Annotated in this window: 24 protein-coding genes and 1 tRNA gene; 1 reads left to right on the forward strand and 24 read right to left on the reverse strand. The window is 62.1% G+C overall.

What is annotated here, in order from left to right:
• Positions 1-14 precede the first annotated feature (14 nt).
• The 12 genes from AT959_RS00460 to amrS form a co-directional block, all read right to left on the reverse strand.
• Entirely contained in the window at positions 15-524 is a 510-nt protein-coding gene (locus AT959_RS00460) for a BCAM0308 family protein (RefSeq protein ID WP_066879288.1), read from the reverse strand.
• A gap of 21 nt (positions 525-545) precedes the next feature.
• Positions 546-1,925, reverse strand: coding sequence for a nicotinate phosphoribosyltransferase (locus AT959_RS00465; RefSeq protein WP_066879291.1), 1,380 nt, complete (start codon positions 1,923-1,925; stop codon positions 546-548).
• A 2-nt stretch (positions 1,926-1,927) separates the two neighbouring features.
• On the reverse strand, positions 1,928-2,551 hold the full coding sequence (locus tag AT959_RS00470; protein ID WP_240481646.1) for an isochorismatase family protein: 624 nt from the start codon (positions 2,549-2,551) through the stop codon (positions 1,928-1,930).
• On the reverse strand, positions 2,548-3,504 hold the full coding sequence (locus AT959_RS00475) for a DHH family phosphoesterase (protein WP_066879293.1): 957 nt from the start codon (positions 3,502-3,504) through the stop codon (positions 2,548-2,550). The genes AT959_RS00470 and AT959_RS00475 overlap by 4 nt, the downstream gene beginning before the upstream one ends.
• Positions 3,501-5,084: a bifunctional aminoglycoside phosphotransferase/ATP-binding protein gene (locus AT959_RS00480; RefSeq protein ID WP_066879296.1), complete on the reverse strand. Its 1,584-nt coding sequence runs from the start codon at positions 5,082-5,084 to the stop codon at positions 3,501-3,503. The genes AT959_RS00475 and AT959_RS00480 overlap by 4 nt, the downstream gene beginning before the upstream one ends.
• A 160-nt stretch (positions 5,085-5,244) precedes the next feature.
• Positions 5,245-5,664, reverse strand: coding sequence for a c-type cytochrome (locus tag AT959_RS00485; protein ID WP_066879299.1), 420 nt, complete (start codon positions 5,662-5,664; stop codon positions 5,245-5,247).
• Between the two features lie 170 nt (positions 5,665-5,834).
• Complete coding sequence (locus tag AT959_RS00490; RefSeq protein ID WP_066879302.1) at positions 5,835-6,728, reverse strand: FHA domain-containing protein; 894 nt, start codon at positions 6,726-6,728, stop codon at positions 5,835-5,837.
• A gap of 38 nt (positions 6,729-6,766) precedes the next feature.
• Positions 6,767-7,090, reverse strand: a complete 324-nt coding sequence (locus tag AT959_RS00495; protein ID WP_066879305.1) for a hypothetical protein — start codon at positions 7,088-7,090, stop codon at positions 6,767-6,769.
• Positions 7,091-7,258: 168 nt separating this feature from the next.
• Entirely contained in the window at positions 7,259-9,667 is a 2,409-nt protein-coding gene (lon, locus tag AT959_RS00500) for an endopeptidase La (protein WP_066879308.1), read from the reverse strand.
• 12 nt (positions 9,668-9,679) lie between these two features.
• Entirely contained in the window at positions 9,680-10,081 is a 402-nt protein-coding gene (locus tag AT959_RS00505) for an Hsp20/alpha crystallin family protein (RefSeq protein WP_066879311.1), read from the reverse strand.
• Positions 10,082-10,155: 74 nt separating this feature from the next.
• Positions 10,156-10,281, reverse strand: a complete 126-nt coding sequence (locus tag AT959_RS21945) for a hypothetical protein (protein WP_276203647.1) — start codon at positions 10,279-10,281, stop codon at positions 10,156-10,158.
• Positions 10,282-10,329: 48 nt separating this feature from the next.
• Entirely contained in the window at positions 10,330-11,418 is a 1,089-nt protein-coding gene (gene amrS / locus AT959_RS00510; RefSeq protein ID WP_240481648.1) for an AmmeMemoRadiSam system radical SAM enzyme, read from the reverse strand.
• 558 nt (positions 11,419-11,976) lie between these two features.
• On the opposite strand from amrS, the gene AT959_RS00515 reads away from it, so the two are divergent.
• Entirely contained in the window at positions 11,977-12,846 is an 870-nt protein-coding gene (locus AT959_RS00515; protein WP_066879317.1) for a hypothetical protein, read from the forward strand.
• 233 nt (positions 12,847-13,079) lie between these two features.
• Here AT959_RS00515 and AT959_RS00520 read toward each other — a convergent pair whose 3' ends face one another.
• The 12 genes from AT959_RS00520 to AT959_RS00575 form a co-directional block, all read right to left on the reverse strand.
• The gene (locus AT959_RS00520) at positions 13,080-14,243 is read right to left on the reverse strand and encodes an acyltransferase family protein (RefSeq protein WP_157651163.1); all 1,164 of its coding nucleotides are present in this window, start codon (positions 14,241-14,243) and stop codon (positions 13,080-13,082) included.
• Positions 14,244-14,350: 107 nt separating this feature from the next.
• Positions 14,351-14,441: transfer RNA gene (locus AT959_RS00525), tRNA-Ser, on the reverse strand.
• Positions 14,442-14,476: 35 nt separating this feature from the next.
• Complete coding sequence (locus AT959_RS00530) at positions 14,477-14,743, reverse strand: hypothetical protein (protein ID WP_066879323.1); 267 nt, start codon at positions 14,741-14,743, stop codon at positions 14,477-14,479.
• Between the two features lie 12 nt (positions 14,744-14,755).
• Positions 14,756-15,007: a DUF4212 domain-containing protein gene (locus tag AT959_RS00535; protein WP_066879326.1), complete on the reverse strand. Its 252-nt coding sequence runs from the start codon at positions 15,005-15,007 to the stop codon at positions 14,756-14,758.
• Complete coding sequence (locus tag AT959_RS00540) at positions 15,004-17,046, reverse strand: sodium:solute symporter family protein (protein ID WP_066879329.1); 2,043 nt, start codon at positions 17,044-17,046, stop codon at positions 15,004-15,006. The genes AT959_RS00535 and AT959_RS00540 overlap by 4 nt, the downstream gene beginning before the upstream one ends.
• A 9-nt stretch (positions 17,047-17,055) precedes the next feature.
• Complete coding sequence (locus AT959_RS00545; protein WP_066879333.1) at positions 17,056-17,724, reverse strand: 3'-5' exonuclease family protein; 669 nt, start codon at positions 17,722-17,724, stop codon at positions 17,056-17,058.
• 2 nt (positions 17,725-17,726) lie between these two features.
• The gene (locus tag AT959_RS00550; RefSeq protein ID WP_066879337.1) at positions 17,727-19,661 is read right to left on the reverse strand and encodes a DUF294 nucleotidyltransferase-like domain-containing protein; all 1,935 of its coding nucleotides are present in this window, start codon (positions 19,659-19,661) and stop codon (positions 17,727-17,729) included.
• Between the two features lie 42 nt (positions 19,662-19,703).
• The gene (locus AT959_RS00555; protein WP_066879340.1) at positions 19,704-20,765 is read right to left on the reverse strand and encodes a DUF294 nucleotidyltransferase-like domain-containing protein; all 1,062 of its coding nucleotides are present in this window, start codon (positions 20,763-20,765) and stop codon (positions 19,704-19,706) included.
• A gap of 1 nt (position 20,766) precedes the next feature.
• Positions 20,767-22,929 (reverse strand): exonuclease domain-containing protein, encoded by a 2,163-nt coding sequence (locus AT959_RS00560; RefSeq protein ID WP_066879343.1) that lies wholly within the window; start codon positions 22,927-22,929, stop codon positions 20,767-20,769.
• Between the two features lie 85 nt (positions 22,930-23,014).
• On the reverse strand, positions 23,015-23,386 hold the full coding sequence (locus AT959_RS00565; protein ID WP_066879348.1) for a response regulator transcription factor: 372 nt from the start codon (positions 23,384-23,386) through the stop codon (positions 23,015-23,017).
• 17 nt (positions 23,387-23,403) lie between these two features.
• Positions 23,404-26,115, reverse strand: a complete 2,712-nt coding sequence (locus AT959_RS00570; RefSeq protein WP_066879487.1) for a sensor histidine kinase — start codon at positions 26,113-26,115, stop codon at positions 23,404-23,406.
• 3 nt (positions 26,116-26,118) lie between these two features.
• On the reverse strand, positions 26,119-26,313 hold the full coding sequence (locus tag AT959_RS00575) for a hypothetical protein (protein ID WP_066879350.1): 195 nt from the start codon (positions 26,311-26,313) through the stop codon (positions 26,119-26,121).
• Positions 26,314-26,403: the final 90 nt, after the last annotated feature.

Here is a 26,403-nt window from a genome sequence, read left to right on the forward strand (position 1 = left end):
CCCGGCCTTCCCGCTCAGCGGCACCAATGGACGCGGAGCCGCTTTTCGGCCTCGTTGTAGTGAAAGTCGAGTTCGCCGTGATAGGCCTTGTGCAGCGCATCCCCGATATCCCGGGCGAGATGGAGATCGGTCGTCGTGATGACGATGCCGCCTTCGCCGCTGGCGTCTTCGGTGATCGCCATGATCCTGGCCAGCGGGTGCTCGGCCCTTTCCTTCTGCGTGTGATGCTGGATCAGGCTGAGTATTTCCTGGCGATGCTCGACAAAAAATGCGCCGCCGAGATGGACGAAGCCGGCCGGAAAATCATCGCGAATACGCTGGCAGGCCGGACAAAGCACCAGTGCGGCATTTTCCTGCTTCTCACCCCACTGCCAGCGGCCGGCATGAAAGCTGGCCCCGCACTCGGAACAGGCCGCCGGCTCGCTTGGCTTGCCCTGCTGCCGGTAGCTGTCATGCTCGCGCTCCTGATGCAACTGATCACGACGAATGGGATGAAATCCGGTATCGCTTGGCTGTTGTTTCATGACGCTCTCCTTGGTGAAAAATCATGCCGGCGCCCGACTGTCGGTCGCTGCGGCAGACGCCTGACCGCCGGCACCGGTTCGCCGATCGACCTCTTCGGCCAATTGACGCAAGGCAGCGGAGACCTCGACCGGATAAAGCTCGGCCGGCCCCAGATGCCACATGCCGGACGGCAGGGTCAGCAGTTGCGCCTGGGCGTACGCCCGACTGGCGGAGAGCGTCGGCAGATGCGCGACGCGCCGGCCGCCGCGCATTACCGGTTGCAGCAAGGGGGTGCCCGGGCAGGCTTCGGCCAGCAGACCGAGCCGGTCGCCGAACATGCGCCCGCGGCTGTCGTAGCTTCGCCAGACCTGTTTGCGCCCCGGCCAGGTCGCCTTGCCGGCCGACCGCTTGCGACAGGGCAAGCCGGCGTATTCCTGCAACTTGTAGGCGCAATCGAGATAGGGCTGGTCGGCCGAGGTGTTCATCCGGGTGCCGACGCCGAAGCCGTAGATCGGCGCGCCGCCGGCGACCAGCGCCTGCACCGCGTATTCGTCGAGATTGCCACTGGCAAAAATGCGCACCCCGCTCAAGCCACCGCTATCGAGAATGGCCCGCACGCGCCGGGCCTGTTCGCCCAGATTGCCGCTGTCGATGCGCACGCCCTGAATGGCAATGCCCTCCGCCGCCAGTTGCCGGGCCAGCGCGACCACGCCATGAGCCGCCGCTTCGCTGTCGTAGGTATCGATCAACAGCGTGTTGGCCAGCGGAAAGGAACGGGCGAAATCGGCAAAAGCCGCGTTTTCGCTGGCATGGGTCTGGACAAAGGAATGGGCCATCGTGCCGAACAGCGGTACGCCCCAGCGCAGGCCGGCCTCGACCGTGGCTGTCCCGTCAAAGCCGCCGAGATAGCTGGCGCGTGCCGAGAGCAGGCCGGCTTCGGCACCGTGCGCCCGGCGCAGGCCAAAATCGACGAGCAGGCTGCCCGGCGCGGCGAGCCTGACCCGGGCCGCCTTGGCGGCGATCATGCTCTGGAATTGCAACAGGTTGACCAGCCGGGTTTCGATCAACTGCGCCTCGCGCAGCGGGGCGACGACGCGCAGGATAGGCTCGTCGGCAAAGAATGGCGTGCCCTCGGGCATGGCATCGACCCCGCCGGTGAAATGCAGCCCGGCCAGCGAGCCGACGAAACGCCGGTGAAAACGCCCGCAATCGGCCAGCCAGTCCAGTTCATCGCTGCTGAAGTGGAGATCTTCCAGATATTCGACCACCTGCTCTAGACCGCCGGCAATCAGGAAATTGCGCTGTTCCGGCAAGCGGCGGACAAAAAACTCGAAGACCGCCTTCTCGTTCATTCCGCGCTCGAAGTAGACCTGCAGCATGGTCAGCTGGTAGAGATCGGTGAGCAGCGCACTGATCGCCATGCTTAGCCCCTCAACAACTGGGCACCGGCCGCGCACATGGCGGTGATCGCCCGGTCGCCATCGCCGGGCCGCAAATCGACCGGCCGCACCGCATCGCCGAGCAGGACAACGCGGTAATTCAGCCGCAAGGCATCGTTGACCGTGGCCAGAACGCAATAATCGGTGGCCAGGCCGCCGATAAAGAGGCGGCTGATTCCCTGGTCGCGTAATTCACGATCGAGTTCGCTGCCGGCAAAGCCCGAGTAGGCTTCGGCCTCGCGCTGGCGCCCCTTGCTGACCACAATGCTGGCCGGCGGCAAGGCCAGTTGTGCAGGAAAGGCAGCCCCGGCACTACCGGCGACGCAATGTGCCGGCCAGGGGCCGCCCTGCGGCCGAAAGGAACAGTGGCCCGGCGGATGCCAGTCGCGGGTCACGAAGATCGGTAGCCGGGCCTGCCGGAAACGGGCAATCCAGGCATTGAGCGGTTCCAGCACCGCCGCGCCGCTCGCCACCGGCAAGGCGCCACCGGGCAGGAAATCGTTCTGGACGTCGACGATCAGCAAGGCATCCCCGGCCTGCAGCATCTCTTCCGGCACCGGCGGCCGGAGCTCAATGACATTGCCGGAGCGCAGTACGTGCAGCGTCATTGCAGGTCCCGGAGCAGGAAGGTGACATCCTCGACCGGCAAATCGTTGATCCCGGCGGCACTGGCCCGGCCATCGCCGCCATGGCGGCGGGCCAGTCGATCGGCCGCCACGCCGTAGCCCTCCGGCACGCGCAGGCTGACACTGAGCTTGCTGTGGCCGTTGGGGACCAGCACGGCACAAATCCGCCCGCGCTCGCTGTTCACCAGATGATTGGCGTAGATGCCGATGACCCGCCGGGCCCAGGCGGCATCCGGCAGGAGGACGGCGGTCAGCCGCTCGGTCTTCAGGATCGGCCGGACAGCGTTGGCCAGTTCGAGATCCTCGGCCCGACGCTGGGCGATCCGCAAGAAGGCATCGGCCTCGGTCATGAACTCGAAGGGATCGACGAAAGGCGCCATGATTTTGCGCAGGTCGGCCGGCCGGATGGTGAGGTCGGCTTCGCTTTCGCCATAGGCGTTGTAATTCAGGCATTCACCCAGCACCCGGAAGAGATAGGTCTTGCGCTGATCGAGGCCGATCGAACGAGCCAGTTCTTCCGCCGTCGCCGCCATGTTGTCGCCAAAGGCGCCGACCACGGCCCAGGCACGGAAACGCCCGCCGAGATGGCGGTCGACCAGCAGGCTGGTGCACACCTTGGGCGCCGGATCGAGTTTGAGATGCAGCAAGGCGTGCTCCGGCGGCTGGGCGGCATGGTGATGATCGAAATACTCAATGCTGACGCCGACTTCGAGCAGTTGCAGCAGTGCCTCGCGATTGACCCCGACCGGCAGATCGACCACTGTCACCGAATCGCCGGGACGCGCCTTGACCCGGGGCAGCAGCGCATGATCGCGCTTAACGCCGGTAATCAGCACCGACTCCCTGGGCTGGGCGAGACGCAACTGCTGCAGGGCGCAGAGGCCATCGGCATCGCCGTTGAAGACATCGAAATGGGTATAGCGCGGCGCTTTCATGGAGCAGCCTCCTCGACAAGTTGACGCAGAACAGCCGCCAGCGAACCCTCCCGGCCATCGACGACCAGGCATTCCCGGGCTTCGGCCGCAGTCAGCGGCTCGCTGTTCTGCAGTTGATGGCGCAACACGGGCGGGCCGGCATCGGAAGCGTCGCAGTTTGCCAAGGCGCGCGCCTGCAATCGCTCGCTCAGCTGCGCCACCTCGGCACGACAGCTAAGCAGCCGGAAAGGCACGCCCTGGGCCTGCGCCTGGCTGCGGAAGATGGCCCGCTGCCAGCCCTGCAGGCTGGCCGCATCGACTACCACGGGAAAACCGGCGTCCAGGATCTGCCGCGCCAACTGGACCAGATGGCGGTAGGTCGCCCGTGTGCTCTCCGCCGAATAAATGCCGCTGTCGATGCCGCAGCCATCCCGAACGGTGGGCGCCAGCCCGGCCAGACGCTTGCGCTCGACATCGGCGCGAATGCGGATGGCGCCGATGCTTTCGAGCACGGCCTGGGCCACCGTCGTCTTGCCCGCGCCGGACAAGCCGTGCATCAGGATCAGCAAACGCCGGCGCGGCTTCGTCGTCTGCTCGGCACAGGCCAGATAGCGCTCGGCCCCGGTCGCCGTCGCGCCACCTTGCGCGGCGCGGATGCGGGCGACCATGGCGCGCACGATGGCGCGGTAAACCTCGTAAAAAGGCAATAATTGCAGGCCGCCGTAATCGCCGCTGCTTTCCAGGCTGCGATTGAGAAAGCGCCAGGCGTAATCCGCCCGGCCATGGGCGGCCAGGTCCATGCTGGTGAAGGCGAGCTCGCTGATGGTGTCGATCCAGCGCAGATTGGCGCTGAACTCGATGCCGTCGAAAATCTGCGGTTCGTCCGGCCACCAGGCGATGTTGCCGAGATGCAGGTCGCCGTGGCATTCGCGGACAAAGCCGCTGCTTTTGCGCTCGGCGAGCAGGCCCTGCCGGCGACCGAATTCACGGTGTGCCCAGCGTTCAATCGCCGATAGTTGGGCCAGTGCCGCGGCATCGGCCGGCCCGCCAAGTTGCTCCCGCAAGCGGGCCATCGCCCCGCTGATGGCACCCCACACGGCGCTCGGCGTACCGTAGTCGTCGCCGCTGCCGGCCCGGGGAATATCCTGGTGAAAACCAGCTATCCGGTCGGCCAGCGCATCGATCTGCGCCGTCGTCACCGCCCCCTGGGCGAGCATGCCGTCGAGCAGGGCCGACTGTGGAAATTCCAGCATCTTGACGGCGTATTCGACAGCCGGCGCCGGGCCCCCGATCAGGCAGCCGCCTGCCGCATCGCTGATCGGCACGACCGCCAGATAGAGATCAGGCGCCAGCCGACGGTTCAGGCGCAGCTCTTCCTGGCAGTAAAAGCGGCGCTGCGCCAGGCTGCTGAAATCGAGAAAACCGAGATCGACGGCTTTCTTGATCTTGTAGGCAAAGTGCCCGGTCAGGAAAACGTGTGAGATATGGGTTTCGAGCCGCCGGATCTGGCTCACCGGATGCGGATAGGCCGCCGCCTCCAGCAGGCGCGCCAGCCAGGCGGCCGGCTTTTCGGGGCGGGCAGCAGGCAAGGGACGATTCATCGGTGGCGGCAAGGCTGACGGGCTGGCGAAAGCCTCCGTCAGCCCTGCAAGATCGGCCGGCCCCCTGCCCTTTCCCCGGGCAGCGGAGACGGCAAGGCTTTCAGCCTGGGCAAGGCAATCTCCGGTTGGCAAGGTGCGAACCCACGAGGCCAGCGACGAGTTATTTCTGCAGGCGGCTGATGTATTCGATCAGCGCCAGAATCCGGCTGCGAACAAAAACCTCCGGGTTGTAAGGCACCTCGAAAAAGCGTTCGCCGGCGATGGTCCGGTAGGCGTTGCCCCAGATCGGCATGTCACGTTCGCCGTGGCCCTTGACGACTTCACGGCCATCGATCACTTCGTAGACCCGGGCAAAGGGGAAAACCCCCTTGTTATTCTTGGTCAGCTTGGTCAGGTCGCTGGCGCTCTTGTTGAGCAGGTGGGCATATGGCCCATTGCCATCGCCGGCCTCGCCGTGGCAATTGAGACAGTTTTCCCGATATTCCTCTCGCCCGATATCGACCCGCTCGGCGGCGCCTGACAGGCCGCTCGCCACAGCGAGCAGAAGGCCGGAGAGCACGGAAATGGCTGCTTTTTTCATTTTTTCCTCCCGATGTGTATCGCCCCGTCTGGTCGAGCGACAAGACCGGGGCAGGCAAAACTGGTATTGGCAATGACTTGCCATGCCCTGATTGTGACGTTCAGAAAATGCCGTTGATATTCCGGTTTACAGGTAAGCCCTTACCGCAAACCGGGCAGCCTGGGCTGCGCTCAAGGCGGGCTGGTCTGGAACCGGATCGACTCGACGCCCTTGGCCGACGACGGCGCACCGAGGTAGAGACAACCCCGGCCGAACAGCGCCTGTTCCTTGTTATGGACAAAGATTTCGATCTGCTCGTCGAGGACCAGATAGGTACCGTTCGCGCTGCGGTCGACAAAGAAAAAATGGTCAAAACGGCGTTCGATCCGGCCATGCAGCCGCGAACAGCGGGCGTCGCGCAGGACGATGTCCGAATCGGGCTGCCGCCCCACGGTCAGGAAGGATTGCCGCTCGTCAACATGCTGGGCCATGCCGCGATGGTGCAGATACAGGCAATCCGCCGTCCGCCCGATATCCGAGAGCATGCTGCGCACGGCGTGCGGATCGCCGTCCTGCCAGGCAATCTGGCAGATGCCGAGTTGCCGCTTGCCGCAACTGAGCGGCAGGTCGAGACCACCGTCCGCCGCCAGCAGCAGGCGCGGCAACAGCTTCAGGCGGCGCGGCAGACTGAGCAGGATATGCGCCGGATCGGCCATCGCCGACAGGCTGGCGGCAGGGTTCGGCCCGTCGCCTGAGAAAAACCGGGCTTCAGCCGTCTGGTGGCCGGAGCAGACGCCAACCCGCACTGCCAGCGGCTGGCCGGCATAGCGCGGCAAGTCGGCGACCCGGTGCTGGATATCGATGCCCGCCTGCAAGGCCTGGCCGCCATCGCTGAAGAAGGCGGTCAGGTTGCTGCCGGCTTGCCTGACCAGGCGACCACCATGATTTTCGAGAACGTGCCGGATCCGTTTCTCGCAACGACCGAGCACATACTGGATTTCCTCCTGATTCAGGCTGCCGGCCAAACGCCCGCCGCCGCCGAGATCGACACTCAGGACGGATAAGCCATCATCGTTCATCGCCATGCCAAACCTCATTTATTCGCTGGCAGCCATGCCGCCGGTCAACGCAAATCCGACTGCCTTTTCCAGCGTTCGAATTCGGCGAACGAGGCTTCCTCGACTTCGGGAATCCGCCGTTCCGGGGTCCGACGCCGCTCCCTGCCGGTGAACCAGGCGACCGCTTCATCAAGGCGCCGGTCACCCGCCCGGCGTACCTTGAACGGGACAGGGCGAATCACTCTCCGGCGTGGGGTTTCGCAGGGTGGTGCCGGCATTTCACTGACGGGCGGCGTTTCGCTGACCAGCGGAGGCGTTTCGGCAGGCACGCCACGCCGTCTGACTTTGCAGAGCACCCATTCACGAAACGAAATTTCCTCGATTTTCATAAGCCGTATCCCTCGTCTCGCTGCGCCGGGCAGAGACGCCAGCCTTGATCGTAGGCATCTGCCGCCTACCGGGAAATACTGAGGCTGCCTTATTTGCGCTAGCGGGATACAGGTAGTCGGCCGCGCAGGCGGCAATGCCGGCGGTCGACCATCGTTCAATGGCAATTTTCAAGGCGTACCGGCCAGCCGGGTTTCCATGGCGTTGGCCATGGCGTCGTCGACGTTTTCAATGAAGACGAATTCGAGTTTTTCCCTGGCCTCGGCCGGCACGTCCTCGAGATCCCGCCGGTTCCGCTCGGGCAGCAGCACCCGCCGGATGCCGGCGCGCATCGCCGCCAGCACCTTCTCCTTGATGCCGCCGACCGGCAGCACCAGGCCGCGCAGGCTGATCTCGCCGGTCATCGCCGTATCGCTGCGCACGGCCCGGTCAACAAACAGCGAAGCGAGCGAGATGAACATGGCGACCCCGGCGCTCGGACCATCCTTCGGAATGGCGCCGGCCGGCACATGGATGTGCACATTGCATTTCTCCAGTTCGGCCGAATCGATGCCGAGGCTGGACGCCCGCGTCTTCATCAGGGTCAGCGCCGCCTGCGCCGATTCCTTCATGACATCGCCCAACTGGCCGGTCAGCGTCAGCTTGCCGTCGCCCGGCGTCCGCCCCGACTCGATGAACAGGATATCGCCGCCGACCGGCGTCCACGCCAGGCCGGTGGCGACCCCCGGCATGCCGGTGCGCAGGGCGACCTCGTTGTCGAACTTGCTGGGCCCGAGAATCGGTGCCAGGTCGCGCTCATCGACCAGCACTGCGGCAGCACCGCCTTCGGCAATGTTGACCGCGGCACGACGGCAGACGGCGCCGATCAGCCGTTCGAGCGAACGCACGCCGGCCTCCCGCGTGTAGTCGCGAATAATCGCCACCAGCGCCGCATCGGTGATTTCAAACTGGCCGGCCTTAAGGCCATTCTGGGCAATCTGCCGGCCGACCAGATAGCGCCGGGCGATCTCCAGCTTTTCTTCCTGCGTGTAACCGGGCAGATGAATGATTTCCATGCGGTCGGCCAGCGGCCCGGGAATGTTGTCCAGCACATTGGCCGTGGTAATGAAAAGCACGCTCGACAGGTCGTAGGGCAGCGCCAGGTAGTTGTCGCGGAAACTGTTGTTCTGCTCGGGGTCGAGCACTTCGAGCAGCGCCGCCGACGGGTCGCCCTGAATGCCGCTACCCAGCTTGTCGATTTCGTCGAGCATCAGCACGCAGCCGCGCGAACCGGCCTTGCGGATCACCTGCAGGATATTGCCCGGCAAGGCGCCAATATAGGTGCGCCGATGGCCGCGGATTTCCGCCTCGTCATGTACGCCGCCGAGCGAGGTGCGAACGAACTTGCGGCCGAGCGCCTTGGCGATCGACTGGCCGAGCGAGGTCTTGCCGACGCCGGGCGGCCCGACGAAACAGAGGATGGGGCCATGCCCTTCGGGGTTGAGCTTGCGTACGGCGAGAAATTCGATGATCCGCTTCTTCACCTGCTCCAGCCCGAAATGGTCGGCATCGAGCATGCGCCGGGCCTCGCCGATGTCGATCCGGTCGGCCTCCGGCGGTTTCCACGGCAATTCGATCAGGCAGTCGATGTAGGCCCGGATCATCGAATATTCCGCCGAACCGTCCGGCATCCGCTCCAGTCGTTTCAGTTCCTTGCCGGCGTGCCGCGCCACCTCCTCCGGCATCTGTGCCTCGGCAATCGCCTTGTGCAGTTCCGCCAGTTCGGCCGAACTGCCCTCATCGTCCTCACCCAGTTCTTTCTGGATCGATTTCAGTTGTTCGAGCAACAGAAAATGCCGCTGGCGCTCGTCGAGGCTGGCCTTGGTGCGCTCGTCGATTTCCCGCGACAGCTTGAGCACTTCGAGACGGCGCAGCAGGTAGTCGAGCACCAGGTCGAGCCGGGGGACGAGATCGACCGCTTCGAGGACCGCCTGTTTTTCATTCGGGCCGATCTCGAGAAATCCGGCGATCAGGTCGGCCAGCGCTCCGGGCGAACTGATACCCTTGACGGCGGACGACACCTCGAGCGAAGCCTGCGGTTCGAGCTGCAGGACTTGCAGCGCCCGCTCCTTGAGCCGGATGAAACGCGCCGTGATTTCGTTGTTGGCAACCTTGAGATCGTCGATGCCGGCGAAACGAACCACCGGGCAAGCGTAGCCCGGCAAGTACTCGATGACGCGAAAACGTTGCACGCCCTGACAGACGATGACATGCGTGTCGTCGGGCAAGGTCAGGTAGCGCAGGATGTTGGCGACGGTGCCGAAGCCATAGAGATCGTCAGGCCCGGGCCGGTCGATCTCGGGTTCGCGCTGGAGCAGGATGCCAACCGGCCGTTCCAGCTTGAGCGCCTGCTGGGCGGCGAAGATCGATTGTTCACGGCCGAGCGTCAGCGGCAGGATCATCCCGGGAAAGAGAACGACATTGCGCATCGGTACGATCAGCAGTCCGTCATCGGGCATGGCAGCGGCATGATGATCGCCCTCGCCCGTCGGCTGCGCGGGGGATTCATCGAGGATGAGGTCGAGACTCTCGGTTTTCATCGCCGCCTCCGATCAACTCGGCGCCAAGACAAGGGCCAGGCAACCGTCCTCGAAGACCTGCCGGCGCAGACGATAATCGCTGCGCGGCAGCGCCACCTGGCGCTCGAAGCGGCCATAGGGAATTTCCAGGCGCTGAATGGCGGCATGCTTAAAATCGGCCGGCATCGACCGTCGACCGCAGACCATCAGGCTGTCGCCGATCAGGCTGACCTCAAGCTGCTCCGGATGAACGCCGGGCAAGGCGACCAGCAGATGCAGCTCGTCCCCCTGCGCGTACATATCGACCGCCGGCTCCCAGCACGGCAAGGCATGGACGATATCCAGCACGAAATACCGATCCCGCAGGTGCTCGGCATTCCGCAGCAGTTTCAGGGCTTCGGCCCACACCCAGAATCCGGCATCGTGATGGATCATTGACCGCCCCCTCGTGTTTTCATGCATGGCGTAACGTAAAAACCACTGCCCCCGGCGGTCGCCCCATCGAAATATCAGCGGCGCGATAGCGCCATGCCGACAACTTCAATCAAAACACCAAGACCCAGCAATAAAACGCCGGCCCAGGTGGCCGGCGCGAGAAACATCAAAAGCCCGCCGACAGCAAGGCAGGCCAGCACAAGAAAATGCCGGATGCCGGATGCCGGTTAGCCTGGCCGGCCGCTGCTTCATGACTGCAGCCGCATGTAAACCGGTATCCGCTTCTGCCCGAACGGCCGGCCGAATTTTCCGAAAACCCCGGCAATGCTCGCTCCGCAATTCGGGCAATTCCCCTGAGGAGTCAATTCATAGCTCAGGATCTCGTACCAGTCGCGAACAACCAGTGCCTGCCGGCAACTCGGGCAACGGGTGGTTTCCCCCTCCTGATCGTGGACATTGCCGGTATAGACATAGAGCAGCCCCTCGCCGAGCGCGATGCGGCGCGCCATGCTCAGTGTCGCTGGCGGCGTCGGTGGCACATCGATCATCTTCCAGTCGGGATGAAAGGCGGTGAAATGTAGCGGCACCTCTACCCCCAGCTCGGTCGCCACCCATTTCGCCAAGGCAGCAATTTCGCCCGCCGAGTCGTTATGGCCGGGAATCAGCAAGGTGGTTATTTCCAGCCAGCAAGTCGTTTCGTGACGAATGTAGCGGAGGGTATCGAGCACCGGTTGCAGATGGCCGCTGCAAAATTTGAAATAGAAATCCTCGCTAAAGGCCTTCAAATCGACATTGGCCGCATCCATCCGGGCAAAGAACTCGCGCCGCGGCGCAGCATGGATATAACCTGCGGTCACCGCCACCGTCTTCAGGCCCCGGTCATGGCAGGCATCTGCGGTATCCAGCGCATATTCGAGAAAGACCACCGGATCGTTGTAGGTAAAGGCAACGCTATGACAGCCATGCCGGCGGGCCGCCCGGGCAATGGCCTCCGGCGAAGCCTGATCCATCAGCCGGTCCGTGTCGCGCGATTTGGAAATATCCCAGTTCTGGCAGCACTTGCAGGCCAGATTGCAGCCGGCCGTACCAAAGGAAAAGACACTGGAGCCCGGATAAAAATGGTTGAGCGGCTTCTTTTCGATGGGGTCGATACAAAACCCCGAGGAGCGTCCATAGGTGGTCAACACCATCCGGTCATCGACCCGCGCGCGGACGAAGCACGCCCCGCGCTGGCCTTCATGCAGCTTGCAGTCACGCGGGCACAGATCGCACTGCAGTCCCCCGTCTTCCAGCATGTGCCAGTAGCGCGCGGGGTAATGCTGATCAGCTTCGATCATCTGAGCCATATCCGGGAACCATTTCTTTGCCAGCCAGCGGATTGATCGGGAAGTTCCTTGAAACACCCTTCATCGCCCGGCTCGCCCAGCCAGAGATGGCAACTGCGAAAACTCCGGATAAATAGACATCCCCCCGCTACTTCTTCGTAATAGCAGAGGGCGCTCATTGAGCGGAGTGAGGCAACGGTAGGGCACGCAGGGTGTTTGCCGAAACAGTATCCTGCGCAGCCCAAGAGGCCATATACCGGAAAAAGATGGTTTTACTACCCAAAAACAAATACAGCCAAGGCATGGCAAGGTGAAGAGACAGATCGACGAAAAAGGCACGCCGGAACACCCCTGCCCGCCTCTCGGCATCAGGTATTCCCAGTACATATTCCAAAGTATTGCTGGCACAAGAGGACTTGAATAACCTGAATACGCTTGCTCTGGTGGGCCTTGCTCAGCAGCTGTCTTTCGGAAGAGCAAGGTTCGAAGCTGATTTCAGATAAGAAAGTCCATTCCTTACACCTCATCGGTATCGGGCATGGACGCCCAAGGGGAACTCAGGGGGAAAAAATGTCGAAACAACAATCCATCGTCAATGCCTTGGCGATCTGCATCTTGTGCCTCGCCTCGTCGGTCAAGGCCATGCCGGTGGTAACCTCAAGCAGCACGACAATCACATTCGATCCAGGCTTTGCAGTTGCTGGAGCCCCAGACGTAGTAGGGCCGATTCCGATTCCTGCCGCCTTTCCGAACTATCAGTATCAAGGCAAAGTTTTCAATGATGCCGCCTCTGGGGCAATCAGTACGGCAACAGCCGGTATCAGCACACTCACTCGCCCCGATATTTTTGGCGCGATTTTCCCCAATGGGACAGGTGTCGGTCAGACAGCACCAGCTGGCGCCGGATTAAATCCGGCAAGGCTGAGAATCGACTTCAACGTCGTGTTCAGCATCAACGGAGCCCCCTTCGGTCCACCGTTGTTTGATCAGTTTTACTTCCCCCTGGCCGGCAATGTCGGTGGCAATCCAGGCGATTTCGTCTCATTCGTGCTGGATGCCAAATTCACCGATACGGCGGGCACAGCCTTCCACGATCTGACCTGTGGATTTATTCTGGCGCAGCCGGGGAACTTCGAGAATCGCGATTGCAAGGGTAAATTTCCGATCTTCGACCCATTGGGCGGCGCAGCTTTCCTTCCTGTCGGCGATATCGTCACGCTAAACGGCTTTATCGAGTTTAAGGCCAAGGACGATGGACTTGGTACATCATCAATCTATTTTGTCGGCCCAAGCGGGATCAATCCCCCTCCGGAGTTTTTCACCCCGGAACCCCCTATGCTTTTGCTGGTGGCTCTAGGGTTTTTGGCCATGCCGTTAAAGCGTATCGCCAGAAAAAAAGCCCCTACCCAGAGCCTTATCGAGCCTTCAAAGGCTTCTTGATAAGGAAATAATCCGGCTCAAACTAAAGATCAGGGTTCAGCTGTAACAAGGCGGTAATGCGGGACAAATAATATTTCGGCGCTTTCATAACTACTAGAGGATGAGACAAGTGACTGATTCGACGACAAACAACTTTCTGAGCACCAGTGCAGCGTATCTCGGTTTGGGCATGGCGGTGAAGAGCTGAACGGCTTCGGCCGGATATTGCCTAACACGCGCCAGCACCAACGCCTTTAGTACCAGGAGGAGATCATCCGTTTCCCGAAATGAACGAATGGCTGCTCGATAAGCCTGTAGGTGAATTCAGCAAGCAGTCGGGTAACGACGACTGTGATCAATAGAAACGAGATTTCGTAAGCAATCGATGCCACGCCCTCTTTGGCGAATGGCCAGATACTGTGCAGAAAAGTGTTGCTGTATCCAAGCACTGCAAAATGCAGGATGTAGGCGCTGAAACTGACTTTCCCTAGCCCGGTGATGGCCGAATTGATGGCATACCCAGTCGGCTTGAGGATAAGAACAAGCGCCCAGGGCACAAAGCACATTGACAGCAGCAGATGGGTCGGCGGCAGCCCCGAAGTAACGTCGAAAAACTTCCTCACCCCATAGAACGAAATCACTAAAAACGTCAGCAGCATGGCTGCTGAAGCCTGATTCCCGGTGATTTGGCTATCAACAATGCGCTGGCTGATCCCGGGATGCTTGATCAGGTGATAAAGCAAAAAGCCCAACGAGAATATGATCAGGTGATTCGGCGGCCAGAAATACAGAAAGTTGGCGCGTGCCTCCTGGGCGATTTCCGGGTAAAGCACTTGGCCGTAATGGGAACAGGCGATCAAGACGAGAAGCGATATCCCGAAAAACACCAGCGACCGGCGCAGATTGGTGACCAATAGCGCGAGCAGCGGGAAGATGAAGTAGAAGCAAAACTCGACGCCGATGCTCCACCCGCCCGGCACGGGCGTCCAGCCAGGCACAGTGGGGATCCAATAAGGACTCCACGCATTGTAGAAAAACAGACTGGCGAACAGGAGTTCAAAGCTGAATTCACCGGGTGCCACGTTGTAGGCAAACCAGTAAATCAGTATCGCGCTGTAGTAGAAAGGTGCGATTCTGAAAAAGCGACGGATCAGGAACTTGGCACAGCGCTCGCCGAACGGCCCTGTGCTGCGGTGCCAGGACATCAGCAAGGTGACCGCCGATGCAATGAAGAACAGTTGCACGCCGTAAAAGCCAAGAGACAACAGGCGCTTTACCGGCCACACCAGTTCGCTGACATAACCCACGGAATGCACGGCGATAACGAGCAAAATCGCGTAGCCACGCAGCGCATCGATAACCTGGAGATGATCCTGTTTATCGAAGCCGGCGGTGATGCCGAGGGGCAACTTTTCCAATGCTGTCATCTTGGGCGATAAAGACTTCAGTTAGCTTTTGATTTGACAGCATCGTAACGCACAAAAAGAAAAAGCCCCTGATCAACAGGGGCTTTCTCTTTATAACCTGGCGGAGAGGGCGGGATTCGAACCCGCGGTAGGGGATTACCCTACACACGCTTTCCAGGCGTGCGACTTAAACCGCTCATCCACCTCTCCGGAAGGCGCGCATTATAGCAAGCGGATCGGAATAGTCAAACAAACTTCCGCATTAGAGCCAGGCCAATCCACAGGCAGAACAACACTACAAAACAACATATGCCAATCGTTTTTTCACCGGCCGCTTTGGGCAGCAGATGGGCAACAACTCGGCGAGGAGCGTGGGTAATCAGGGCGAATAGCTGATAAATCGGATTTGCCTGCCTTTTAGGGCCGGCCAGTAGCGCCAGCATGCCCTGCCCGATCAGGCAAAGTCCAAGCATTTCGATGATTGCGCGGAGCGCCGCGATCAGGAACAACATTGCAACCTAGGCTTACTTGTCTTCGATGCCGTATTTGGCATCCAGTTTGCGCATGCGGCGGTTGTAGTACCAGATGATGGCCAGATAGATCAGCAGCAGGCCCTGGGCATCCATGTAGAAGCCGAGCGGGAAATCGAGGAAAGTTAAGTCGTTGAGTTCGCGGGCAAACCAGTTCATTACGAAGGTCAGCGCGATCCAGAGCAGCAACAAGGCGAGGGTCAGACGTTTGGTCTGGCGCCAATAGGCATCGCTGCTCGGTCTCACGCCCTGCCCTCCCTGTCGCTGCTGCAGCGGATTCCCTGCAGAAAGCTGGTAGCCTGTGGATCGGGTTTGGTGAACAGGCTGACGACGACAATCGTCAAGAATCCTGCCAGCACGCCAAAGAGCCCGGCCGATGTCGAGTGGACATGGAACCACGGCACCATGTTGAAGCCGCTGATGCCCAGCCAGGGGATGCTGTCGAACTCGACACGCAGGATGTAATAGATGGAAAGCAGCGAGCCGACCAGCATGCCTGAGAGGGCGCCGGCCCGCGTTGCACGGTTCCAGAAAATACCGAGGACCAGTGCCGGAAAGAAGGCAGAACCGGCAATCGAGAAGGCCCAGGCCACCATCGAGAGGATGGTGCCCGGCTTTTGTGCGGCAACCGTGGCGGCCAGTACGGCAACCACCAAGAGCAGCGACTTGGAGATGACGAGGCGTAACTGGGTCGAGGCATCGGGGCGGACGATGCGGTAATAGACGTCGTGCGACAGCGCCGTGGTAATGGTCAGCAACAGGCCATCGGCCGTCGACAATGCGGCGGCCAGCCCGCCTGCCGCCACCAATCCGGACACCACGTAGGGCATGCCGGCGATTTCCGGGGTGGCAAGGACGATCACGTCGGGATTCATCGACAGCTCGGCAATTTGCAGGATGCCATCGCCGTTGATGTCCTCGATACTGACCAGGCCGACCTTGGCCCACGCCGCAACCCAGCCGGGCAACTTGGCGATGGGAATTTCAACGAGGTGCGACAGCACCTCGTACTTGGCAAAGACGGCATAGGCCGGTGCCGTGATGTAGAGCAGCAGGATGAAGAGCAGCGACCAGAAGACTGAGTCGCGGGCCTGACTGACCGTCGGCGTGGTGTAGTAGCGGGTCAGCACATGCGGCAAGGCGGCGGTACCGACCGTTAGACAGAAAATGAGGGCAAGGAAATTGATGCGCTGTATCAGTTGCTGCTCGGCATCATCGCCGGGAAAGGCTTCGGCGTGATGAATGGGCGGCTTGCTGCGGTCGACCGCCGAAAACATCGCACTTTCCCAGCGCGCCTTGGCCTGTTCCGGATCATGCGGCATATCGCGACGCTGCTTTTCAAGCGCGACGATGTCTTTCATCTGCGTATCGCTGTTCTTCATTTCATTGATGCGCTGCGACAGTTGTTCGCGTTCGTGGCTCAGCGAATGCGGCAACTGCATGATTTTCTGGGCGTAGAGATCAGCCCGTTCCCGGTAAAGCTTGCGCACCTCGATTTCGGCCGGCGTATCGAACAGGCGCTCTTCGAGTCGCCCGACTTCCTGCAGCACCTTGCCGTAAACCAGTTGCGGCACCGGGTTGCCGGTGACGTTGTAGGAGAGGATGGCGACCGGCGTAATGTAGGCGATGATCAGGATCACGTATTGCGCGACCTGCGTCCAGGTTACGGCTCGCATGCCGCCGAGGAAGGAGCAGACGAGGATGCCGGCCAGGCCGACGAAGACGCCGATCTCGAATTGCAGGCTAACGAAGCGGCTGGTGATGACACCAACACCGTAGATCTGGGCGACGACATAAACGAAGGAAGCGAGAATCGCCGCCGCCACGGCGACCAGTCGGATGGCGTTGCCGCCGTAGCGGGCGCCAAGAAAGTCCGGGATGGTGTATTCGCCGAAGCGGCGCAGATAAGGCGCCAGCAGCAAGGCGACCAGCACGAAGCCGCCGGTCCAGCCGATCACGTAGGCCAATCCCTGATGGCCGGAGAGGTAGAGCGTGCCCGCCAGACCGATGAAGGAGGCGGCGCTCATCCAGTCGGCGCCGGTCGCCATGCCGTTGAAGAAGGCGGGAACGCTGCGGCCGGCAACGTAGTACTCGGAGACATCCGAGGTCCGGCTCATGATGCCGATCACCGCGTACATCGAGATGGTGAAGAAGAGGAAGGCGTAACCGATCCAGCGTGGCGGCATGCCGTGCTGCTCGAGCACGGCAAGCGCCCCGATAAACAGCAGGAAACTAGCTGTGTAGTAGAGGTAGTAACGTTGCAGTTTGGTCAGGGAACCGAACATGCGGCGTGCTCAGTGCGTCCGGCGCAGGAAACTGCTGGCCCGCGATTCATCGATCAGCCGGGCGGCGGTCGTGATGTCCTTGTCGGTCACCCGGACCAGCAGCATCTGGAACAGGCGGGCCAGCATCAGTGTGTTGGCCATCGCATCGCGCCGGGCCCCGCCGGCCTCCAGCCCGAACAGTTCGAGCCATTGATCGAGCGGTAGCAGGGTGTGCGACTTCTCCTCGAACATCACCGGCAACAGCCAGGCCAGATCGACCCATTGCGGCTCGAAATTGATCCCCAGCCGTTCCTTGTACAGGCGCTGCAGGAAGCCGCCGACATAGGGCACATGGTAAGTGACCAGCGGTGCCTTGGCGGCGAATTGCAAAAAGGCCATTAATTGACGGTCGACCGTAGCACTATCACCATCGAAGCTGGCGAAGTCGAGATAGAAGGCGTCTTCCGGCTGCACCATGCCCCCCTGGCTAACCGCGGTGGCGGCGATGCCGAGCAGCTCGTCGCTGTCCGGATTGAGGCCGGTGCTGACAATGTCGATGACCAGGTAACGGACATGAAAATGCGCGTCGTCGAGCTCCGGCGCCGGCAAGTTCCGCCAGGCCTCGATGGCGGCCCGCACATCGTCCGGCAGGTGTTCGGGCGAGCCGGCCTTGAAGAGAAGCTTCTTGAGGCTGAACATGCTCAATTCACCTGGTAATCGAGTTTGAGGCGGGTCTGGAGCTTGCGCGCCTGGCGGAAGGATTCCTTCAGGATGCGGCGATCCAGCTCGTTCAGCGTATCCGGGTTGATCAGGTTGTCGCCCTGCGTGCCCGGCTCGCCTTCCAGATACTGGTGCTGCAGGCGCAGCAACTGGATGAAGTCGAGGCCTTCGAGGATGGCATTGATTTCCTCGTCGCGAATCGACAGCCGCTTGGAGGCCAGACGCAGGCGCTGCACCGAGTTGGTGTTATGGACGCCGGTGGCCAGCGCGTAGATGCGCGCGACATCGACAAAGATACGCGAGCCGTATTTCTTGAGGTCGATCTTGCCCGGCTGGTCCGGCTCGAGATCGGTCAGGAAATCGCGGATCTTGCCGAGCGGCGGTTCGACATCGAGCGCATTGTGCGCCATGGCGCGCAGGAACATCGGGTTGGACGAAGTCTGGGCCAGCAGGTGGCGGCGCATCGACTCGGCCAGTTCGATCTTGCCGAACAGCGGCCGGAAGTCGAAGAAGATGGTCGCATTGAGCAGCGCTTCCGGCTGCGGCACGCGGATCCAGTTGCTGAACTGATCGCGCCACTCGTCCAGAGTCAGGCACCACTGCGGGTTGCTGGCCATGATGTTGCCCTTGCACAGCGGGAAGCCGCAACGGTCGAGATCCTTGTTGACGTCCAGGGCATAGGCCAGAAAACGCTGGCGCAGCGCGTCGACCGCGTCCGTGTCGGGGCAGGCGAAAACGATGCCGTTATCCTGGTCGGTACTGAAGGTCTGCTCGTCGCGGCCCTCCGAACCGAAAGCCAGCCAGGCCCAGTCGATGCCCTCGAAATTGTGCTTGTCGAGATTGAGCTGGATGACGCGGCGGGTCAGCGCATCGTTCAAGGCCGAAATGAACTGGGTCAGTTGCTCGGCACCGACGCCTTGGGCCAGCATGTTGAAGGCCAGTTGCCGGACATCGGCCGCCGCGTGCTGCAGCGCCTCGACGTTGTGCGCCCCTTCGATGGACTGGCGTATCTGGCGCAGGCCGACTCGTTGCAGCGCAAACAGGTCGCGCTCGGAAACGACGCCGGTCAGCTTGCCCTCGGCATCGGTCACCAGCACGTGGCGAATACCGTGGGTGGCCATGGCCAGCATGGCGTCGTAGGCCGTGGCATGTTCTTCCAGCTTGAACGGGTTGGCCGACATCGCCTGGCTGATCGGCACGTCGTGCGGCAGATCGGCCAGCACGACCCGGTCGAGCAGGTCGGATCGGGTAAAAACGCCGACCGGCTGGCGGTCTTCGCCGGCGATGACGAGCGAGCCGACCCCGGCCTGCGACATTTTTTCCAGCGCCGCCCGCAGCGGCGTCTCGGGCGCCACCGACACCGGCGAGCGCGAGCCGATGCCGGCCAGCGGCGAATTCAGCGTCTGCTGTTCGCTGGCCCGCTGGGCGAACTGCAATTGCAACTGGCGCCTCGACTGGTCGAGCAGGCTGGCGATGTATTGCGTGCAAAACAGGTTGAATTCCGGACTGCTCGCCATCAGGCGCAGGAAATCCTCGGCCGGCAACTGGTAGCAGAAGGTGTCTTCGACCGCCGTGTAGGTATTGGTCGATGGCCGGCCGGCGGTCACCGCACCGATTGGAAAGCTCTCCCCGGCTCCGAGGCTGAGGATGGAATATTCGGTCACCGTCACCTCGCCGGCCTGGCGCGCCTGCACCTTGCCGGATTCGATCAGGTAGAAGAAGCGGACGTTGCCGGCAGCCGGCCCGACAATTTCGCTGCCGGCCGGGTGAAAGGCCAGTTGCGCCTTGTCGGCAAAAACCTGCAGCGCCTCGGCACCCATCTTGTCGAAGGGCGCGTGATTCTTTAAAAAGGCCAGGGTATTGCCGGCGACGCGACGGCGCCCTTCCTGGCGCAGCGAGGTTTCCAGCGGATTCATGGTCGCTTGTTCTGTTTGTGTATTCACGACAACCTCTTCTTCTCAGAGTGCATAGTTTAGCTTGAGGCGCAATTGCAGTCGCCGTGCCTGTTTCAGCGACTCGCGCAGGATCGCCCGATCGACCTCGTTCAACTCGGCCGGCTTCAGGGCGTAACCGGCGGCCTTGCCCGCCGTGGCGTCAGCCATCTGTTGCTGCAGGCGCAGGCGCAAAATGTGCGAAAAAGCACCGTCGACCGCGGCAATCTCGTCAGCCTGCAAGCCGGCGGCGGCGCCGGCCTGGTGCAGGCGCTGGCTCGAATTGACGGCCGGCACGCCGGCCGCCAGCGCGAAAATACGCGCCGCATCGACAAAGATCCGGCTGCCGAATTTTTTCAGATCCAGCTGCCCTTCCGCATCGAGCGCCACCTCGCCGCGAAAGTTGAGCGGCGCCTCGGCCTGCACGGCGTTGGCCGCCATCAGGTGCAGGAAGGACGGGGTATCGACGGTCAGCGAGAGGAGCAGTTTGCGTAGCGCATCGCCCAGTTCGAGCGCGCCGCACAACGGCCGGAAATCAAAAAAGATGCTGGCGTTGAGCAAGGCGGCCGGTTCCGGGCGGCGCACCCACTCGATGAACTGCTCCCGCCATTCGTCGAGCGACAGGCACCAGGCCGGATTGCCGGCCATGATCTGGCCAGTGCACAAGGCAAAGCCGCATTCGGCAAGCTGCCGATTGACGTCCTCGGCAAAGGGCAAAAACAGCGCGCGCAACGCCGCCGCCTCCTGGTTGTCGGCAGCGTTGAAGACCAGGCCGTTATCCTGGTCGGTGACGAAGGTCTGCTCCTGCCGCCCTTCCGAACCGAGCGCCAGCCAGCACCAGGCAACCGGCGGCAAGCGATGGCGCCGGGCAAGCAGGCGAACGACTGCTGCGGTCAACCGGTCATTGAGGCAGGAAACCAGCCGGCTGACCAGCGGCCCGCTCGCGCCACCGGCCGCCAGTATCCGGCACAGTTCGCCGATGCGCCCGGCCAGCACCGGTGCCTCGGCCGGCTCAGCCAAGTTCTGCAACTGCGCTTCGAGGCTGGTCAGTTGCTGGCAGGGCAGCCAGGTTTCGATGGTGGAACGCACCTCAGTACTTGATCCGGGCGTAATAGGTTTTTTCCGAGGCTTCGAGCGCCTGACGGACGGTGACGATGCCCTGATCGGCCAGCAAAGGCACCAGCTTCAGGAAAACGGCGGCGGTCGCCAGTGCGTCTTCCAGCGCGTTGTGCCGCTTGTCGATCTGGATGCCGAGCCGTTCCAGAATGACGTCGAGCTTGTGCGACTCCTGGTTCGGGTGCACCACCGCCGAGAGCAGCAAGGTATCGAGCACCGGCTGGGTGAAGCGGATGCCGGTGCGCTCCTCCTTCAACTGCAGGAAACGCATGTCGAAGGCTGCGTTGTGGGCAATCAGCACGGTGTCTTCGCAAAACTCGTGAAAGGCCGGCAGCACGATGTCGATATTGGGCTGGCCGCGCACCATGTCTTCGGTGATGCCATGGATCGGGATGCCCTCCGGGCGCAGCGGCCGCTCGGGGTCGACGATCTGGTTGAAAACTTCCTGACGCAGCAGGCGGTTATTGACGATGCGCGTCGCGCCGATCTGGATGATTTCGTCGCCGTTCGATGGCTCCAGACCGGTCGTTTCAGTATCGAACACGGTGTAGGTCAGTTCGCTCAGCTTGGTGTCGAGGTCGATCGACTTGTCGGCAAAATTGAAGAGGTCGAAATCGTAGTATTCCGGCCGCCCGCTGCCGCGCTTGCGCTCCTCGTCCTCGTTGGCGATCTCCGGCGTGGCAACCGGCAGCACGAAGCGGAAGAAGGCCCGGTGCGCCGCCTTTTCGCGCTGATACCAGATTTCGCCGCCATGCCGGTCGATGACGTCGCGCAGCGTCAGCGGCGAGTTCTCGCCGGCCACGTGCATCGTCTCCATTTCCCAAGTGTAGAAGGTTTCCGACGACATCGCGGCGCCGGCCCAGATCAGATCGAGGTAGGCCAGCTTGCCTTCGGAAGTCAGACGGAAACGCAGTTCGCGCGGCTCGTAATGATCCTGCAGCTTGGCCGCCAGGCTGAGCAGCGCGAAAACCAGGGAAAAACTGTCGGCCTTGATCCACAGCGCGTCGTCCAGTTCTTCGGTCTTCGTCGCCAGCTTGAGCTTTTCGTCGATCCGACGCTGGGCGGCGGCGATGATGTCGATGCCGAGGACATCCTCGAGCGGCCAACGCGTCTTCATCGAATCGGAAAACTCGACCATGGTCTGGTCGAGACGCTGGCTCATCCGGGCCACCTCGTCGTCGATCACCTTGACGAAGCGCTCACGCAGGTCCAGTTCCATGTCCGGGTAATCGATCAGGTTGGTCACCGCGGCGCGGATGCTACCCAGTGCCGAACGGCTGCCCTCGGTCAGCGAATGCAGGGCCTGATCGCGACGGGCTTCCTGCTCGATGCTGCGCGTGATGTTTTCGACCGTCAGCACGTAGCCGCTCATCGCCGCTTCGCCCTCACCGGCAGCGGCTGACAACACCGGCACCATCTGGGCACGCAGCAACTGGCCGCCACGCGTCGTCGTGATGAAGTTGGAGAGCGCCGTCTTGCCGGCTGCCAGGCGCTGGTGAATGACTTCCTGGGCGTGTTGGACCTGGTTCTTTTCGAGAATCGAGAAAATCGACCGACCGAGGCCGATCAACGCTCCGCCCGACACCGAGGTCGGGCCCTGGGCCAGGGCCTTGAACTGCAGCCGGGCGCGGTTGTTGTAGAGCAGGATGCGGCCATCGAGGTTGCAGACGACGACGGCCTGGGCCAGTTCCGACATCAGCGCCGCCAGCCGGTTTTTCTCCTCCTCGACCGACGCCTTGGCCCGGGCAATCTGTGCATCGACGTCGTCCATCAAGGCATCGCGCTGCTGCGCCAGATCGTTGGCGGCGCGCGCCAGTTGCTGCACTTCGGGCGGCCCTTCCAGAGTCACCCGGAAATCGCGGTTGGCGCCCAGCATCAGGCGGAGCGTTTCGGCCATCCGCAACAACCCTTCGACATACTGCTTGAACAGCTTGTGCAGCACGATGACGCCGACCACGAAGCCGAACAGCGTCATCATCGTGCCGACCGGCAGGCGCGACAGCAGCAACTCCATCAGCATGTTGCGCTCGGCCTCCTTCATGTCCAGCCAAACGAGCAGCGAGGTGACGACGAACGGCCCGGTCATCAGCAGACCGAGAACGCCTACGGCAAAGATGAAACGATGTTTAGCCTTCATGGCAGTGATCCCGATGATTTTTGGCCTGGCGAGGCCGTCGACCGCAGCACTCGGAGGCCGGGCCTCCGGGCGGCGCCATTCCGGCTCAGGCCACCCCGAGCATGCCTTTCACCTTGGCCACCAGGTCCTTGGTCGAAAACGGCTTGGTGACATAGGCATCGGCCCCGATGGCCAGCCCCTTGGCAACTTCGGTATCGCGCCCCTTGGCAGTCAGCATGACGATCAGCAGGCCTGCCCGGGCCGGGTCGGCACGCAGCGCTTCGCAGACTTCGTAGCCGGATTTTTTCGGCATCATCACGTCGAGCAGGACCAGGTCGGGCGCGAAGCTGGCAACCTTGGCCAGCGCTTCGTCGCCATCGCCGGCGACGGCGATCTCGAAGCCTTCCTTCTTCATCAGGAATTCGAGCGAAATGATGATGTTGGGTTCGTCATCGACGATAAGGATTTTTTTGCTCATGTCTTTTGTCTCCCTTGTTATTCCTCCGATGCCGGCAAGGGCACCGTGAAAATGAAATTCGCGCCTGCTCCGGGCCGACTTTCGACCCACAGATTACCACCAAAATATTCGACGATCTGACGGCTGATCGGCAGGCCCAGACCGGTGCCCTGCGGTTTGTCGGTCAACGTGTTTCCACCCTGACGGAATTTTTCAAAAATGACGGTGCATTCCTCGGCCGTCAAACCCGGGCCGTTGTCCGCTACCTCGACCCGGACCCGCTGGCCGGCCACCGCCACCCTCACCTGCACCCGGCCGCTGCCGCCTGGAACAAACTTCACGGCATTCGACAGCAGATTGATCATGACCTGGGTCAGCCGGTCGCGATCGGCCAGCACGACCGGGCCCGGGACCGGAATATCGCCTTCCAGCGCGACGTTTTTGTCGCGAAAAAGCTGGCCGAGCGCATCCATCGCCTCGCGCACCACCTCGCCGATATCGACCTCGCCGGTCGTCCATTCGGCACGACCGGATTCGAGCTTGGCCATGTCGAGAATCTGGTTGATCAAGCGGGTCAGGCGCTCCGCCTCGCCCACGATGATGCCGAGAAAACTCTTGCGATCGCTCAGCTCCAGCCGCGGGTCGTCATGCAGCATTTCGGACAGGGCACGGATAGAGGTCAGCGGCGTGCGCAGTTCGTGGGTCACGGTCGAGATGAAATCGTCCTTCATCCGGTCGAGTTCGCGCAGACGGTCATTGGCCGCCCGCAACTCGCCGGTCGCCGCCTGCAGTTCGTGCTGCTTGACCTCCAGTTCGCGACTGTAGGCACGCACCTGGGTTGCCTCGTCGAGAATATCGAGCACCTCGTCGAGCCCGAGATCCTCTTCCTGCGCCACCGAAGCGACCATGACGCGGGCGCTGGCCGAGCCGATCGCCCCGGCCAGTTCGGCCTCGGCGAAATGTACGAAATCGGCGTCGGCCGGCATTCTTTTCCAGTCGGCAATCTGCCGGCTGGCTGCATAGGCCGCCATTTGCTGGCGGGCGCGGGCCGGCCCGAGAAAGCGTTCGAGCAAAGCGACAAGTTGCTCGACCGAGGCGCTGCCCCGCCACAGACGTGCATCGGCCTCGCGGCCGGCATGGCGGAATATATCGACGAAGCGCTCTGCCTGCCGTGCCTCGGTCGCATCCGGCCGCGAATTGAGCGACACCACGACATACAGGCCGATGTTGGTGAACAGGCTCCACAGCAGGCAGTGCGAGATTTCATCCAGCCCGGATAAACCGAACAGCGCCTGTGCCTTCAACCAGCCAAGTCCAAGCAAGCCTTCCTCGACAAAGCCGCCGCCGATCCAGTGCGACTTGGCAAACGACGGCAGCAACAGCGTGTAGAGCCAGACGGCGAAACCGCCGAGCAGCCCGGCCACGGCGCCGGCCCGCGTACCCTGCTTCCAGTACATGCCACCGAACATGGCCGGGGCAAACTGGGCGACGGCGGCGAAGGAAATCAGCCCGATGCCGACCAGCGCATAGGCTTCGCCGGCGGCGCGGAAATAGATGTAGCCGAGCAGCAGAATCAGCGCGATGGCGGCCCGCCGGATGCCGATCAGCAGCCCCGACAGATCCTGCCGTTTTTCGGCCTGCAGCCAGGTCGACCGCAGCAACCACGGCATCACCAGATCATTGCAGACCATGGTCGACAAGGCGATGGTTTCGACGATGACCATGCCGGTCGCCGCCGACAGGCCGCCGATGAAGACAAGCAGCGCCAGTCCATGCGCCCCGTGAGCCAGCGGCAGGGTCAGCACGAACGTATCCGGATTGACGGCCTGCCCCTGAAAATGCAGCAAACCGCCAAGAGCAATCGGCAACACGAATATATTGATCAGCAGCAGATAAAGCGGAAACAGCCAGACGGCCCGCCGCAAGTGCGACTCATCGACATTCTCGACGACGATGATCTGGAACTGGCGCGGCAGAAAGATGATGGCCAGCCCCGAGAGCAGGACCATCGCCGTCCACGTCCCGGCTCGGCCGGTATCCAGCGACAAGAGACGAACCAGTTCCGGCGAGGCTGCAGCGCGCTGAAAGAGATCGCCCATGCCGCCGAAAATGCCATAGGTGACAAACAGGCCGACGGCGATGAAGGCAAGCAGCTTGACCACCGACTCGAAAGCCACCGCCGCCACCATGCCCTCGTGGCGCTCGGTCGCATCGAGATGGCGGGTGCCGAACCAGATGGTGAACAGGGCCAGGACGATGGCGATCAGGAAAGTCGTATCCAGCCACCACGGGAACAAGTCGTTCCCGGCCTGCGCAAACAGCACGGCCAGGCTGGCCGAAATGGCCTTTAGCTGCAAGGCGATATAGGGTACGACGCCGACCACCGCGATCACCGTCACCAGGCCGGCCAGCAACTGGCTCTTGCCGTAGCGCGAGGCGATGAAGTCGGCAATCGAGGTGATGCGGTGCACCTTGCTGATCCGCACCATTTTCAGGATGACGCCCGCGAAGAGCAGCATCAGCGTCGGTCCGAGATAGATGGTCAGGAAGGACAGCCCACCGGACGTGGCGCGCCCGACGCTGCCGTAAAAAGTCCACGAGGTGCAATAGACCGCCAGCGACAAGGCATAAACATTGGCCGAGATAATCGACTTGCCGGCATCAGCCCGCGCATCGCCGAAACGGGCGACAGCAAACAGCAGGGCGAGATAGCCGGTGGCCAGCAGCGCGATGAACCAGCCGGAAAGCAGCACTTACGGCCCCTTCCGTTCGGCCACCCAGGCGGCGAGTGCGATCAGCCCGGCCCAGACGCCGAACAGATAGAGGTAGCCGGCCGGAATACCGGCCCAACTGCCGCTCGGCAGCCCGAGCAGTGGGTAGGTCAGCAAAGGCAGGCCGAGCAGGCCGAGCGCCGCCAGGCGTTGCCGCGACAGACTCGCGCGCTTCATCGCACCCTCCGAAAATAGAAAACGGCTGACACGCAAAGCGTGCCAGCCGCTGTTGGCATGCAGTCTGATGCGACCACACGGGAGGCCACC

This window comes from Dechloromonas denitrificans, from assembly GCF_001551835.1.
Classification (GTDB): Bacteria; Pseudomonadota; Gammaproteobacteria; order Burkholderiales; family Rhodocyclaceae; genus Azonexus; species Azonexus denitrificans.